Source organism: Bradyrhizobium sp. NBAIM08, assembly GCF_020193935.1.
In the GTDB taxonomy this organism is placed as follows: Bacteria; Pseudomonadota; Alphaproteobacteria; order Rhizobiales; family Xanthobacteraceae; genus Bradyrhizobium; species Bradyrhizobium yuanmingense.
The window spans coordinates 337,698-350,394 of record NZ_JADYVR010000003.1 but is presented as its reverse complement, the minus strand read 5'-3'; the positions used below and the strand labels follow the sequence as shown (position 1 = coordinate 350,394).

Here is a 12,697-nt window from a genome sequence, read left to right as displayed (position 1 = left end):
GGCGAAAGTCCCGCCCGGAACCAAAACCCGATGGGACGGTTGGGGTTCCAAAACGCCTTGAAAACGCTGGAGAATGGAATGGCCCCGCGCGCCTACTGGAAGGGAACGTTGAAGCTGTCGCTGGTCAGTTGCCCGGTCGTGCTCTATCCGGCGACCACCGCGGCCGAGAAGACGCGGTTTCACCTGATCAACCGCGAGACCGGGAACCGGCTCAAGCAGCAGATGATCGATTCCGAGACCGGCGACGTCGTCGAGAGCGACCAGAAGGGCCGCGGCTACGAAGTGCGCAAGGGCAAATACGTCGAGATCGAACCGGAGGAGCTCGAGGCAGTCCAGATCGAGAGCAATCACACCATCGACATCGAGAGCTTCGTGCCGCGCGAGGAGATCGACCAGCGCTTCCTCAACCACCCCTACTACATCGCCCCCGACGGCAAGGCCGCGGTCGACGCCTTCGCGGTGATCCGCGACGCCATGAAGGACCAGGAGCGCGTGGCGCTCGCTAAGATCGTTCTGACCAATCGCGAGCACGTCATGGCGATCGAGCCGCGCGGCAAGGGCCTGCTCGGCACCACGCTGCGCTTCCCTTACGAGCTGCGCGAGGAGGACCAGTTCTTCGACGACATCAAGAGCCCGAAGATCACCAAGGACATGGTCGAGCTCGCCGGCCACATCCTGCAGACCAAGGCGGCGCATTTCGATCCCAGCAAGTTCAAGGACGAATACGAGGACGCGTTGAAGGCCCTGGTGAAGCGCAAGGCCAGCGGCAAGAAGATCGAGCTGCCCGAGCCCGAGGAACGGCCGAGCAACGTCGTCAGCCTGATGGACGCACTGAAGCAGAGCCTGAAGGGACGCGGCGGGAAGAAGTCGGCGGCGAAGTCGCACGCGCGGCGCGCGACCGGACGGCACCGCAGCGCGAAGAAGGCGCACCGGTCGACGGCAAGGCACAGGAAGGCGGGTTAGCTCGTCATTCCGGGGGCGATGCGAAGCATCGAGCCCGGAATCCATCGTGCCAAGCGCGACGGGCAGAGAAATGGATTCCGGCCCGCGCCAACGGGCGCGTCCCGGAATGACAGCCGGGGTCTATTCCCCCGCCTTCAGCCGATACCCGATCCCCGTCTCCGTCAGCACGTATTGCGGCCGCTCCGGATCGGCTTCGATCTTCTGGCGAAGCTGACGGACATAGACGCGTAGATATTGCGCGTCGGTCAATTCGTCCCACAGCTCCTTCAGCAGGAAGCGGTGGGTAAGCACCTTGCCGGCGTGCTGCACCAGCACCCGCAACAGGTCATATTCCTTCGGCGAGAGCTTCACCTCGCGCTCCCCGACCTTGACGATGCGGCGGACGAGATCGACCGAGAGATCGCCGGTGCGGAACACCGGGCGTTCGCCCTTGACCTGAAGCTGGTGACGCAGCGCGGCGCGCAGGCGCGCCAGCAGCTCCTCCATGCCGAACGGCTTGGTGAGATAATCGTCGGCGCCGAGATCGAGCGCCTGGACCTTGCCGGCTTCGTCGCCGCGGCTCGACAGCACCACGATCGGCACGCCGTCGTTGCGGGCGCGGATGGTGCGGAGCAGCTCATGGCCCTGAACGTCGGGCAGGCCGAGATCCAGGATGATCAGCGCCGGCTCCTCGCCAAGTTTCTCCAGCGCCGTCTTGCCGTTCGGCGCTTCCAGGATTTCGTAGCCCTGGGTCGTCAGCCCCATTCGCAGCAATTTGCGGATCGGCGGCTCGTCGTCGATGACCAGGACCTTGATCGGAGCAGCGCTCATGCGGCGGTATCCAATGCGTGGCTCTCTGCCGGAACCGGCAGGCGAATGGTGAGGACCGCGCCGCTCCGCTCGCTGCGATTGGCGGCGGAGATCGTGCCGCGCATCGCCTCGACGAAGCCGCGCGAGATGGCAAGCCCGAGCCCGGTGCCGGGACGGACGTGATCGCCCTTCTGCACGCGATAGAACTTGTCGAACACGCTCTCGAGCTCGTCCGGTGGAATGCCGGCGCCCTCGTCGACGACCTCGAGCACGACATGAGCGCTGTCGCGCCGGCCGCGGATCGAGATCGTGGTTTCGGGGGGCGCGTATTTCGCGGCATTGTCAAGCAGGTTGAACAGCACCTGCTCGAACAGCACGGCGTCGAGCTGGAGCATCGGCAGATCGGCGGCCAGCACCAGCTCGACCTTGTGGCGGCTGAGGATCTTGCTGGCGCGCCGGAGCGCGCTGCCGACGATCTCGCTGAGATCGTGCAGCGCTGTGTTGGGCACGATGGCGCCGGATTCGAGCTTGGTCATGTCGAGCAGATTGGCGATGAAGCGGTTGAGCCGCTCGGATTCGTCGATCACGGTGGCGAGCAAATCGCGCTTCTCGGTGTCCGAGAGCGCGCCGGCGAGATCGCGCATGGTGGAGGCCGCCCCTAACACCGAGGCGAGCGGCGTCTTCAGATCGTGCGAGATCGAGGTCAACAGCGCCGAGCGCAGCCGCTCGGATTCGACGGTGCGCTTGACGCGGTCCATGTCCTCGACCAGCAGCACACGCTCGATCGCGAGCGCGCCCTGGTCGACCAGCGCATCGAGTAGCCGCCGCTGGTCCGGCGTCAGCAGCGGGCCGGTGCGATCGTTGTCGATGCCGATCACACCGATTGGGCCCCGCCCGGTGCGCATCGGCAGAAACAGCCGCTTGGCGCCCGGCAAGGTATCCGAGCCGCGACCGGCGGGACGATCGTTGCTCCAGGCCCAGTTGGCGGCGGCAAGATCGGCCTGGTCAAGCTCGTCCTCGGGCGGATAGCCTGATTTCACCGTCAGCAGGCCTTCATCCGGCAACAGCAGCACCACGCGGACCTTCAGCATCAATGCGGTCTGGTAGGCACTGGCCCACAAGACGTCGTCCAGCGTGGCAGTACCGGCGAGCTTGCGGCTGAAGGCATAGAGCTGCTCGGTCATCCTGATCCGGCCGATCGCGGTGTCGGCCTGGATGCGCACGCGTGCCGCGACATTGGAGACGATCATCGCCACCACCATGAACAGCACGAAAGCGGCGACATTGGTCGGGTCGGTGATCGTGAAGGTGTAGATCGGCGGGATGAAGAAGAAATTGTAGCAGAGCGAAGCCGCCACCGTGGCCAACAGCGAGGGCCACAGGCCGTAGCGCACGGCAACTGCGACGACCGAGGTCAGCAGCACGAGATCGACGTTCTCGATACCGAAATAGGGCTGGATCAGCTTGGCAGCGCCGAGACCCACTAGCACGATCCCAAGCGCCTTGAGAAAAGGCAAGGAATCGAACGGCTCGGATCGTGCGGCGGTCTGCACCGCCATCTTGGGCGCGGCCTCTCCGGAAAGCTCGCTGCCGGGGATGACGTGAACGCTGATATTGCCCGCACGGCGCACCAGATCGTGCACGACCGAGCCGCGCGTCATCTCGAACCAGCGCGAGCGCGTCGACTTGCCGATCACGATCTGGGTGACGTTGTTGCCGTGCGCGAAACCGATGAGATCGTCAGCGATGCGGCGGCCGACGGCGGGAATGGTCAAGGCTTCGCCGCCGAGCGATTCCGCGAGCCGCAGCGTATCGGCCAGTCGATCCCGCTCCTCGTCGGACAATTGCAGCGATCGCCGCGTCTCGATCGAAATCGCGGTGAACGGCGCATGCAGCCGGTCGGCCAATCGCTTGGTGTAGCGCACGAGGCCGGCCGCGCGCGGGTCCTCGCTGACGCAGACCAGGATGCGCTCACCCGCGGCCCAGGGCCCCGGAATCGCATTCGCCTGCATGTGGTTGAGCAGCTGCTCGTCGACCCGCTCGGCGGTGCGCCGCAGTGCGAGCTCGCGCAGCGCCGTGAGATTGCCTGGCGAGAAATAATGCTCCAGCGCCCGCTCGGCCTGCTTGGGCACATAGACCTTGCCCTCCTTCAGGCGCTGGATCAGGTCGTCGGGCGTGAGGTCGATCAGCTCGATCGCGTCGGCGCGGTCGAACACCGAATCCGGCACGGTCTCGCGCACCCGGACATGGGTGATCTGGGCAACGACGTCGTTCAGGCTCTCGATGTGCTGGATGTTGACGGCGGTATAGACGTCGATGCCGTGCGAGAGCAGCTCCTCGACGTCGAGATAGCGCTTGGGATGGCGGCTTCCGGATGCATTGGTGTGGGCGAGCTCGTCGACCAGCGCAATCTGCGGCCGCCGCGCGATCACCGCGTCGAGGTCCATCTCCTCGACGATCTGGCCGCGGTAGTCCAGCCTCTTGCGCGGGACCACTTCGAGGCCGCGCAGCAGCGCCTCGGTCTCGGCACGGCCATGGGTCTCGACGAAACCGACCACGACATCGATGCCGGCCTTGCGCTTGGCCTGGGCGCTTTGCAGCATCTCATAGGTCTTGCCGACGCCGGGAGCGGCGCCGACGAAGATCTTCAGCCTGCCGCTCGCACCCTCCTCCCGGCGCGCCGCTTCCAGCAGGGCCTCCGGTGACGGACGTTGTTCGGGATCGCGGCGCTCTCGGACCATCTTGCCAGTATAATCATCCGTACATTGCCAGCCTAGACGGCTACTTCGCGGCGATCCGATCGAGCGCGAGGTTCAGCGCCAGAACGTTGACCCTGGGCTCGCCGAGGAAGCCGAGCAGACGGCCTTCGGTGTTGGCGGCCACGAGCTGCCTGACCTGACCGTCCGGCAGATTGCGCGCCTTCGCCACGCGCGGCACCTGGAATTGCGCGGCTTCCGGCGAAATGTCGGGGTCGAGGCCGCTGGCCGACGTCGTCACCAGGTCGACCGGCACCGAGGCGTTCGGATTCTCGCGCCTGAGCTTGTCCACATCTTCCTTCAGCCGGTCGGCCAGCGCCCTGCTGGTCGGCCCGAGATTGGAGCCGCCCGAATTGGCGGCGTTGTAGGGCGCGGGCACCGTCTTGGTCGAATCGTTCGGGTCCGGCGCGAGCGTCGCCGAGGGGCGGCCGTGGAAGTACTTGTCGTCCTTGAACTCCTGCCCGATCAGGGCGGAGCCAATCACCTTGCCGTCTTTCTCGATCAGGCTGCCTTGCGCCTGCACGGGAAACAGCGCGCCGGCAATGCCGGTCATGGCGAGCGGATAGGCAAGGCCCGTGATGGCGGTGAGCGCCAGCAAGAGGACGATGGCGGGGCGGATTTCTCTGAGCATGTTGGGTCTCCTATGTCTTCCGTCATTGCGAGCGAAGCGAAGCAATCCAGGGTCTTTCCACGGAGGCAGTTTGGATTGCTTCGTCGGAAGAGCTCCTCGCAATGACCGGTTATGCCAAATGCAAGGCGGTCACCGCGAGATCGATCGCTTTGATGCCGATGAAGGGAATGACGATGCCGCCGAGCCCGTAGATCAGGAGGTTGCGGCGGAGCAGCGCGCCGGCACCGACGGCGCGATAGGCGACGCCCTTCAGCGCGAGCGGGATCAGCGCGATGATGACGAGCGCGTTGAAGATGATCGCCGACAGGATGGCGCTCTGCGGGCTCGACAGGTTCATGACGTTGAGCACGTTGAGCTGAGGGTAGAACGCCAGGAACATCGCCGGGATGATCGCAAAATACTTGGCGACGTCGTTGGCGATCGAGAACGTCGTCAGCGCACCGCGCGTCATCAGGAGCTGCTTGCCGATCTCGACCACCTCGATCAGCTTGGTCGGGTTGGAGTCGAGATCGACCATGTTGCCGGCCTCGCGGGCGGCTTGCGTGCCGGTGTTCATGGCGACGCCGACGTCGGCCTGGGCGAGCGCCGGCGCGTCGTTGGTGCCGTCGCCGCACATCGCCACCAGCTTGCCCTTGGCCTGCTCGTCACGGATCAGCTTGAGCTTGTCCTCGGGCGTTGCCTGCGCCAGGAAATCGTCGACGCCGGCTTCCGCGGCGATGGCGGCCGCCGTCATCGGGTTGTCGCCGGTGATCATGATGGTGCGGATGCCCATGCGGCGCAGCTCGGCGAAGCGTTCGCGGATGCCGCCCTTGACGATGTCCTTGAGCTGGACGATGCCGAGCAGCTTGCCGTCCTTCGCGACCGCCAGCGGCGTGCCGCCCGATTTGGAGACCTCGTCGGCAATGGCGCTGATCTCGCGGCCCGCCTCGGATAGGGCCGCGGGCTGCATCGCCCGTGCCGCAGTACCGGAGGAGATCGCGGTCGGCGCCCTGCCGGCGATATAATTGAGGATGGCATCGACCGCGCCCTTTCGAACCGACGAGCCGCCGGCGTCGACGCCGCTCATGCGGGTCTGCGCCGTGAACGGAACGAAGGTCGCGCCAAGCTCGGCCATATCGCGGCCGCGGATGCCGTACTTCTCCTTGGCCAGCACGACAATGGAGCGGCCTTCCGGCGTCTCGTCCGCCAGCGAGGCGAGCTGGGCGGCATCCGCCAGGTCCTGCTCGGCGACGCCGCGCACGGGACGGAAGGCGGTCGCCTGCCGGTTGCCGAGCGTGATGGTGCCGGTCTTGTCGAGCAGCAGCGTGTCGACGTCGCCGGCGGCCTCGACCGCGCGGCCCGACATCGCCAGCACATTGAAGCGCACCAGGCGGTCCATGCCGGCGATGCCGATCGCCGACAACAGCGCACCGATCGTGGTCGGGATCAGCGTCACGAACAGGGCCACCAGCACGACCACCGAGATCGAGCCGCCGGCATAGGCGGCGTAGCTCGGGATCGTCACGGTGGCGAACACGAAGATGATGGTGAGGCCGGCGAGCAGGATGTTGAGCGCGATCTCGTTCGGCGTCTTCTGCCGCTCGGCGCCCTCGACCAGCTTGATCATGCGGTCGATGAAGGTCGATCCCTGCGCGGCGGTGATGCGCACCCGGATCCAGTCCGACAGCACCTGCGTGCCGCCCGTCACCGCCGAACGGTCGCCGCCGGATTCGCGGATCACGGGCGCGGACTCGCCGGTGATGGCGGCCTCGTTGACGGAGGCGACGCCCTCGACCACCTCGCCGTCCGAGGGAATGGTGTCGCCGGCCTCGACCAACACGAGATCGCCGACCTTCAGGCTCGTGCCTGACACGAGCTTGTAGTCCCGGCCCGCGCCGCTCAGGAGCTTGGCCTGGCTCTCGGTGCGGGTCTTGCGCAGTGTCTCGGCCTGCGCCTTGCCACGGCCCTCGGCCACGGCTTCGGCGAGATTGGCGAACAGCACGGTGAACCACAGCCAGAGGATGATCTGGAAGGTGAAGCCGAGATTCTCCCCGCCGGTGACGAGGTCGCGCAGGAAGATCACGGTCGTGAGCGCGGCCACGATCTCGACCACGAACATCACAGGGTTCTTGATCATGGCGCGCGGATCGAGCTTGGTGAAGGCAGCGCCGATCGCTGGCATCACGATCTTCGGATCCAGCATCGCCGAGACCGGCATGCGCTTGTTGGATTTGTGGACAGGTTCCATGGAGGTCACTCCGAAAAGCGAGATCAGAAGACGTTGCCGGCGTTCATTGCGAGATGCTCGACGATGGGGCCGAGTGCGAGCGCCGGGAAGAAGGTCAGGCCGCCCATGATCAGGATGACGCCGACGACGAGGCCGACGAACAGGCCTCCGGTGGTCGGGAAAGTGCCCATCGACGGCGGGATCGACTTCTTGGCCGCGAGCGAGCCTGCGATCGCCATCGCCGGCACGATCATGAAGAAGCGGCCGACGAACATCGCGGATGCGCCCGTCAGGTTGTAGAACGGGGTGTTGCCGGTCAGGCCGGCGAAGGCGGAGCCGTTGTTGGCGGTCTGCGACGTATAGGCGTAGAGCACTTCCGAGAAGCCGTGCGGGCCCGCATTCGCCATCGAGGCAACGCCGGTGGGAAGCACGACCGCGACGGCCGACCAGCCCAGGATCATCAGCGGCAGGATCAGGATCGCGAGCATCGCCATCTTGACCTCGCGGGCCTCGATCTTCTTGCCGACATATTCCGGCGTACGGCCGACCATCAGGCCTGCGACGAAGATCGCGAGAACGACGAACAGCAGCATGCCGTATAGGCCGGCGCCGACGCCGCCGACGATGATCTCCCCTAGCTCCATGTTGATCAGCGGGATCATGCCGCCGAGCGCGGTGAAGCTGTCGTGCATGGCGTTCACGGCACCGCAGGACGCGGCGGTGGTGATCACCGCAAACAGCGAGGACGCAACGATGCCGAAGCGGACTTCCTTGCCCTCCATGTTGCCGCCGGTCAGGCCGAGCGCATGCAGGGTCGTGGTGCCGCTGGCTTCAGCCCAATAGCAAACGGCGACGCCTGCGACGAACAGCACGCCCATCACCGCGAGGATCGCCCAGCCCTGGCGCTGGTTGCCGACCATGCGGCCGAACACGTTGGTGAGCGCCGCGCCGAGCACGAAGATCGACAGCATCTGCACGAAATTCGACAGCGCGGTCGGGTTCTCGAAGGGGTGAGCGGCATTGGCATTGAAGAAGCCGCCGCCATTGGTCCCGAGCATCTTGATCGCGACCTGCGAGGCGACCGGGCCGACCGCGATGGTCTGCTTGGCGCCCTCGAGCGTGGTCGCTTCGACGTAGTCGCCAAGCGTTTGCGGGATGCCCTGCCAGACCAGGAACAGAGTGAACACGACGCAGATCGGCAGCAGGATATAAAGCGTGCAGCGGGTCACATCGACCCAGAAGTTGCCGATTGTGCGCATGGACGCGCGGGCAAAGCCGCGGATCAGGGCAACGGCGAGCACGATGCCGGTGGCCGCCGACAGGAAATTCTGGTGCGTCAGGCCGACCATCTGGGTCAGATAGGACAGCGTGCTCTCGCCGCCGTAGTTCTGCCAGTTGGTATTGGTGATGAAGGAGATCGCGGTGTTGAAGGACAGATCCTCGGCGACCGCGGATTGGCCGGCTGGATTGAACGGCAGCACGGCCTGCAGCCGCATCAGGCCGTAGATGATGAGGAAGCCACCGACATGAAACAGCAGCATCGCGACCGTGTAGGTCAGCCAGTGCTGCTCGCGCTTCTCGTCGATGCCGGAGATCCAATAGATGCCGGCCTCGATCGGCCGCAGGACGGGCGACAGGAAGGTGCGCTCGCCGTTGAACACGCGCGTCATGTACCAGCCGAGCGGCTTGGTCAGCGCGACCACGATCGCGCAATAAAGAATGATCTGGAACCAACCGATCACAGTCATGGCATTAACCCTTCAGGCTTTTGGTCCGGCGCAAAAGCGGCAGGAGCAGCGCGAGCAGGCCCGCGACGAGCGCAGCGTCGGCCAGCAGCAATTTTGCGAGCAGCAACACGGCTCAGAACCGCTCGGGCCGCAGCAGTGCATAGGTGAGATAGATCAGGAGGCCGAACGAGACGGCGCCGGCGAGCGCATAATCGAAGATCATGGCCCGCTCCCTCACAGCCGTTCGCAGGCATAGGTGTAGCCGATCGCGAGGGCAAAGAAGAAGAAGCCCAGCGCCAGCATCAAAAGGTCCATCATGGCGATACTCCTTAGGAGAGACGATGTCCGGCATAGCCCGTCTCTGGATCCCGGCGGGCCGCTTGCTGCGATCGAGCGCGGCACGGGCGGGAACTTCACCGCGCTGAAGTGCCACCGCGCCCATAGGTTTTCGAGATGAGACCTATGGCGACGTTATAGGAATCTCATAAAGGCCGGCCCGTCCCGGCGCAGGGCTCGCGCCTGAGAGCTTTCCCCGCAGCCATCCTTCGAGACGCCCGCTTGGGCGGGCTCCTCAGGATGAGGGCGGAGTGCGCGGCCATAGTTTCAGCGGGCACTGACGCCGATGAGCCTCATCCTGAGGAGGCCGCTTATGGAATCCTTATATCTCTCACCCGAACCCTCTCTCGTTTTCAAATGCCCTCCAGGCCATCTTGGCGAGGCCGGCCGACTGACCGACGCCAATTCCAGGAGGCCTGATATGACCGCTCTCCACCCGCTCGATCTCCCCTCGCTCGCCGAGCAGCTGCGCAAGGCCCATTCAATGACGCGGCCGCTGATGCTCGACATCATCGGTCGCGCCTGCCGACGCTTGCCGTCGCTGGGCCGGAGCGAACGCTCAGCCCGCGTCGTGCGCCTGATCGATGCGGAAGCCTGGGCCGATGCGGCGCTGGCGCTGCTGGAGCTCGAGCTGCCGATGTGGCAGGTCCGCCGCATCGCCTACGATGACGGCGAGTGGCATTGCGCGCTGTCGCGCGAGCGCGAGCTGCCGGACTGGCTGGATTCCGCGGTCGATGCGCGCCATGCCGACCTCGCGCTCTCTCTGTTGTCGGCCTTCGTCGAAGTCCGAACGCTGGCCATCGAAGTGTCGCGGCCGAGCGTTCCGTCGGTGCGCCCTATGCTGGATCCGCTTTACGAACCGGTCGCCTGCCACAATTCCCGCTAGACGCATCTGAAAGGACACGAGAAATGCCGACGCCGATTCTCGGCTTTGAGCGACCCCGTCTGAGGGCTGAACAGCAGTTGCCCATATCGAAGCTGCGCAAAGCTCGACTCGAGCGTATCGCCCTGCATGGGTTGGCCATGCTGTCGATGGGCAGCGTGCTCACCGCGCTGATCGCGCTGAGGACCGCAATCCATATCTGGCATCTCCAGGCCTGACCGGCATTGCGGACGTGATGATCTTTCGCGGCCTCAGCGGCTAGCTCCTCACCTCCGCCTCGATCAGTCGCGCCAGCTCCGACGCGGTGACCTCGATCGGCCGGCCGCTGCGCTCGACGCGGGCCTGGATCAGCGCGCCCTGGAGCGCCGACGTGCAGAGCACCGCCAGCGCCTCCGCCCGCGGCCTGGCAAACCCGTCGGCGACGAGCTTGTCACGCAGGATCGATAGCCGTGCCGCATAGGCCTTGCGACCGGCCTCCGACACGGCGCGCTCGCGCGGCGCCAGCTCGAGCAGCACGGTCGTGATCGGGCAGCCATTGCGGAAGCCGGAGCCCTGCATCCAGCCTGCCAGCAGTCTGGCGTGGGCGCGCAAGAGCTCGCCGGTCGAGCCGCACTCTGCCGCGAGCTCGGCGACCGTCGCCGCGACGCGGCGGCCCGCCTCCTCCACCGCCGCCACCGCGATCGAGGATTTTCCGTCCGGAAAGTAATGATAGAGCGACCCCTTCGGCGCGCCGCTGACGTCGACGATGTCGTTGAGGCCGGTGCGGGCAAATCCCTGGCGGCGGAATAGCGTCACCGCGGCATTGATGATGGGCTGACGGTGCTTCGGCACGGCCGGCATGGCACTCTCCTCCGCTCGGAAATTATATTGATTGGTCTACATCAGCCTCCGACAGTCAAGGCATGACAATGACGGAGAGAGGCAGATGCCTGAGAGAGTGACCTATGAACTGAACGACGGCGTGGCGCGGATCGGGCTCGACGACGGCAAGGTCAACGTGATGTCGGCCGCGATGCTGGGCGAGATCGGCGCCGCCTTCGACCGCGCCGAGACGGAGGCGGAGATCGTGGTGCTGCGCTCGGGCCGGCCAGGCATCTTTTCCGCGGGCTTCGATCTGAAAGTGTTCGCCTCGGGCGATGCTGCCAAGAGCCTGGAGATGGTCCGGGCCGGCGCCGAGCTTGCGCTGCGGCTGATGTCGTTTCCACATCCGACCATCGGCGTGATGGAGGGCCATGCTTACCCGATGGGAACGTTCCTGCTGCTCGCCTGCGACGTCAGGCTGGGCGCGCGCGGACCGCACCGCATGGGGCTGAACGAGGTGGCGATCGGCATCGCGCCTCCCAGCTTTGCCATCGAGCTCGCGCGCAGCCGGCTGCATCCGGCCTGGCTCAGCCGTACCGTCACGCTTGGCGAGATGTACGAACCCGGGGAGGCGCAGACGGCCGGCTTTCTCGATCGCGTGGTTACACCTGAGATGGTCGACGCCACGATCGAGACGATCATCACCGGCCTGCGCGCCATCCACAAGCCGTCGCATGCCACGGCAAAGCGGCGCCTGCGCCGGGGAGCCATGGACGCCATGCGCGCGGCGATCGATCGCGAGCTGACCATGGCTGCCTATGAGGCAAGCAACCGCGCGCGCAGCGCAGTCGCGCTGCCCGGTTGAGGTCGGCTATCCCGCGGAAAAGGCGTTGCCTAAAACTACCTGGCCGATCTGGCGCAGTTTCACGGAACCGTGTAGAGCGGTTTCATGAGCACAGGCAATGTCAACGTCGTCGCCCACCCCCTGGTCCAGCACAAGCTCTCCCTGATGCGGGAGAAGGACCGCTCGACCAAGAGCTTTCGCGAGATCCTGAACGAGATCGGGATGCTGCTGGCCTACGAGGTGACGCGCGACCTGCCGCTGGAGCTGGTGGACATCGAGACGCCGATCGCGCCGATGCAGGCACCCAAGATCGCCGGCAAGAAGCTCACGCTGGCGCCGATCCTGCGCGCCGGCGTCGGCTTTCTCGACGGCATGCTGGCGCTGATGCCTTCGGCGCGCATCGCCCATATCGGGCTCTACCGCGACCCCGAGACGTTGCAGGCCGTGGAATATTACTTCAAGGCGCCGCAGGACCTGTCCGACCGCACCGTGATCCTGATGGACCCGATGCTGGCGACCGGCAACTCGGCCTGCGCCGGCGCGTCCCTGCTCAAGGCGCGCGGCGCCCGCGACATCCGCTTCGTCTGCCTCCTGGCCGCGCCCGAGGGCATCGCCAAGTTCCAGAGCGAGCATCCCGACGTGCCGATCTGGACCGCCGCGATCGACGAGCGGCTCAACGACCACGGCTATATCGTGCCAGGCCTGGGCGACGCCGGCGACCGGATGTTCGGCACCAAGTAGACAGGTTTGCACGACCGGGT

Annotated in this window: 13 protein-coding genes; 5 read left to right on the top strand and 8 right to left on the bottom strand. The window is 65.8% G+C overall.

The window, feature by feature from the left end:
• Nucleotides 1–78: 78 nt before the first annotated feature.
• Entirely contained in the window at nt 79–963 is an 885-nt protein-coding gene (locus tag I6F37_RS12560) for a Ku protein (RefSeq protein WP_036027319.1), read from the top strand.
• Between the two features lie 120 nt (nt 964–1,083).
• Here I6F37_RS12560 and I6F37_RS12555 read toward each other — a convergent pair whose 3' ends face one another.
• From I6F37_RS12555 to I6F37_RS12525, 7 genes are all read right to left on the bottom strand, one after another.
• Nucleotides 1,084–1,773 (bottom strand): response regulator transcription factor, encoded by a 690-nt coding sequence (locus I6F37_RS12555; RefSeq protein WP_109144771.1) that lies wholly within the window; start codon nt 1,771–1,773, stop codon nt 1,084–1,086.
• Nucleotides 1,770–4,493, bottom strand: a complete 2,724-nt coding sequence (locus I6F37_RS12550; RefSeq protein WP_225112101.1) for a sensor histidine kinase KdpD — start codon at nt 4,491–4,493, stop codon at nt 1,770–1,772. The genes I6F37_RS12555 and I6F37_RS12550 overlap by 4 nt, the downstream gene beginning before the upstream one ends.
• A 40-nt stretch (nt 4,494–4,533) precedes the next feature.
• Nucleotides 4,534–5,139: a K(+)-transporting ATPase subunit C gene (locus tag I6F37_RS12545; protein ID WP_225112100.1), complete on the bottom strand. Its 606-nt coding sequence runs from the start codon at nt 5,137–5,139 to the stop codon at nt 4,534–4,536.
• 109 nt (nt 5,140–5,248) lie between these two features.
• Nucleotides 5,249–7,366 carry a potassium-transporting ATPase subunit KdpB gene (gene kdpB / locus I6F37_RS12540; RefSeq protein WP_225112099.1) on the bottom strand — a complete coding sequence of 706 codons (2,118 nt, stop codon included), beginning with the start codon at nt 7,364–7,366 and terminating at the stop codon, nt 5,249–5,251.
• 23 nt (nt 7,367–7,389) lie between these two features.
• Nucleotides 7,390–9,093, bottom strand: coding sequence for a potassium-transporting ATPase subunit KdpA (gene kdpA / locus I6F37_RS12535; protein WP_225112098.1), 1,704 nt, complete (start codon nt 9,091–9,093; stop codon nt 7,390–7,392).
• 112 nt (nt 9,094–9,205) lie between these two features.
• Nucleotides 9,206–9,295 carry a K(+)-transporting ATPase subunit F gene (locus I6F37_RS12530; RefSeq protein WP_035698142.1) on the bottom strand — a complete coding sequence of 30 codons (90 nt, stop codon included), beginning with the start codon at nt 9,293–9,295 and terminating at the stop codon, nt 9,206–9,208.
• A gap of 11 nt (nt 9,296–9,306) precedes the next feature.
• Entirely contained in the window at nt 9,307–9,474 is a 168-nt protein-coding gene (locus I6F37_RS12525; protein WP_225112097.1) for a hypothetical protein, read from the bottom strand.
• A gap of 355 nt (nt 9,475–9,829) precedes the next feature.
• On the opposite strand from I6F37_RS12525, the gene I6F37_RS12520 reads away from it, so the two are divergent.
• Entirely contained in the window at nt 9,830–10,294 is a 465-nt protein-coding gene (locus tag I6F37_RS12520; RefSeq protein WP_225112096.1) for a hypothetical protein, read from the top strand.
• A 23-nt stretch (nt 10,295–10,317) separates the two neighbouring features.
• Nucleotides 10,318–10,509, top strand: a complete 192-nt coding sequence (locus I6F37_RS12515) for a hypothetical protein (RefSeq protein WP_036007210.1) — start codon at nt 10,318–10,320, stop codon at nt 10,507–10,509.
• Between the two features lie 40 nt (nt 10,510–10,549).
• Here the strand turns inward: I6F37_RS12515 and I6F37_RS12510 are convergent, their stop codons facing one another.
• The gene (locus I6F37_RS12510) at nt 10,550–11,131 is read right to left on the bottom strand and encodes a TetR/AcrR family transcriptional regulator (protein ID WP_036007209.1); all 582 of its coding nucleotides are present in this window, start codon (nt 11,129–11,131) and stop codon (nt 10,550–10,552) included.
• 85 nt (nt 11,132–11,216) lie between these two features.
• Here I6F37_RS12510 and I6F37_RS12505 point away from each other — a divergent pair, with 85 nt between their 5' ends.
• Both I6F37_RS12505 and upp read left to right on the top strand, forming a co-directional pair.
• Entirely contained in the window at nt 11,217–11,957 is a 741-nt protein-coding gene (locus I6F37_RS12505) for a crotonase/enoyl-CoA hydratase family protein (RefSeq protein ID WP_225112095.1), read from the top strand.
• 84 nt (nt 11,958–12,041) lie between these two features.
• Entirely contained in the window at nt 12,042–12,677 is a 636-nt protein-coding gene (gene upp / locus I6F37_RS12500; protein WP_036007202.1) for a uracil phosphoribosyltransferase, read from the top strand.
• Nucleotides 12,678–12,697 lie beyond the last annotated feature (20 nt).

What these genes read in the sequence shown, in the direction of transcription:
- I6F37_RS12550 (WP_225112101.1), bottom strand. Translation starts at nt 4,493, where the DNA reads ATGGTCCGAGAGCGCCGCGATCCCGAACAACGTCCGTCACCGGAGGCC.
- I6F37_RS12555 (WP_109144771.1), bottom strand. Translation starts at nt 1,773, where the DNA reads ATGAGCGCTGCTCCGATCAAGGTCCTGGTCATCGACGACGAGCCGCCG.
- I6F37_RS12520 (WP_225112096.1), top strand. Translation starts at nt 9,830, where the DNA reads ATGACCGCTCTCCACCCGCTCGATCTCCCCTCGCTCGCCGAGCAGCTG.
- I6F37_RS12515 (WP_036007210.1), top strand. Translation starts at nt 10,318, where the DNA reads ATGCCGACGCCGATTCTCGGCTTTGAGCGACCCCGTCTGAGGGCTGAA.
- I6F37_RS12530 (WP_035698142.1), bottom strand. Translation starts at nt 9,295, where the DNA reads ATGATCTTCGATTATGCGCTCGCCGGCGCCGTCTCGTTCGGCCTCCTG.
- I6F37_RS12545 (WP_225112100.1), bottom strand. Translation starts at nt 5,139, where the DNA reads ATGCTCAGAGAAATCCGCCCCGCCATCGTCCTCTTGCTGGCGCTCACC.
- kdpA (WP_225112098.1), bottom strand. Translation starts at nt 9,093, where the DNA reads ATGACTGTGATCGGTTGGTTCCAGATCATTCTTTATTGCGCGATCGTG.
- I6F37_RS12505 (WP_225112095.1), top strand. Translation starts at nt 11,217, where the DNA reads ATGCCTGAGAGAGTGACCTATGAACTGAACGACGGCGTGGCGCGGATC.
- kdpB (WP_225112099.1), bottom strand. Translation starts at nt 7,366, where the DNA reads ATGGAACCTGTCCACAAATCCAACAAGCGCATGCCGGTCTCGGCGATG.
- upp (WP_036007202.1), top strand. Translation starts at nt 12,042, where the DNA reads ATGAGCACAGGCAATGTCAACGTCGTCGCCCACCCCCTGGTCCAGCAC.
- I6F37_RS12560 (WP_036027319.1), top strand. Translation starts at nt 79, where the DNA reads ATGGCCCCGCGCGCCTACTGGAAGGGAACGTTGAAGCTGTCGCTGGTC.
- I6F37_RS12510 (WP_036007209.1), bottom strand. Translation starts at nt 11,131, where the DNA reads ATGCCGGCCGTGCCGAAGCACCGTCAGCCCATCATCAATGCCGCGGTG.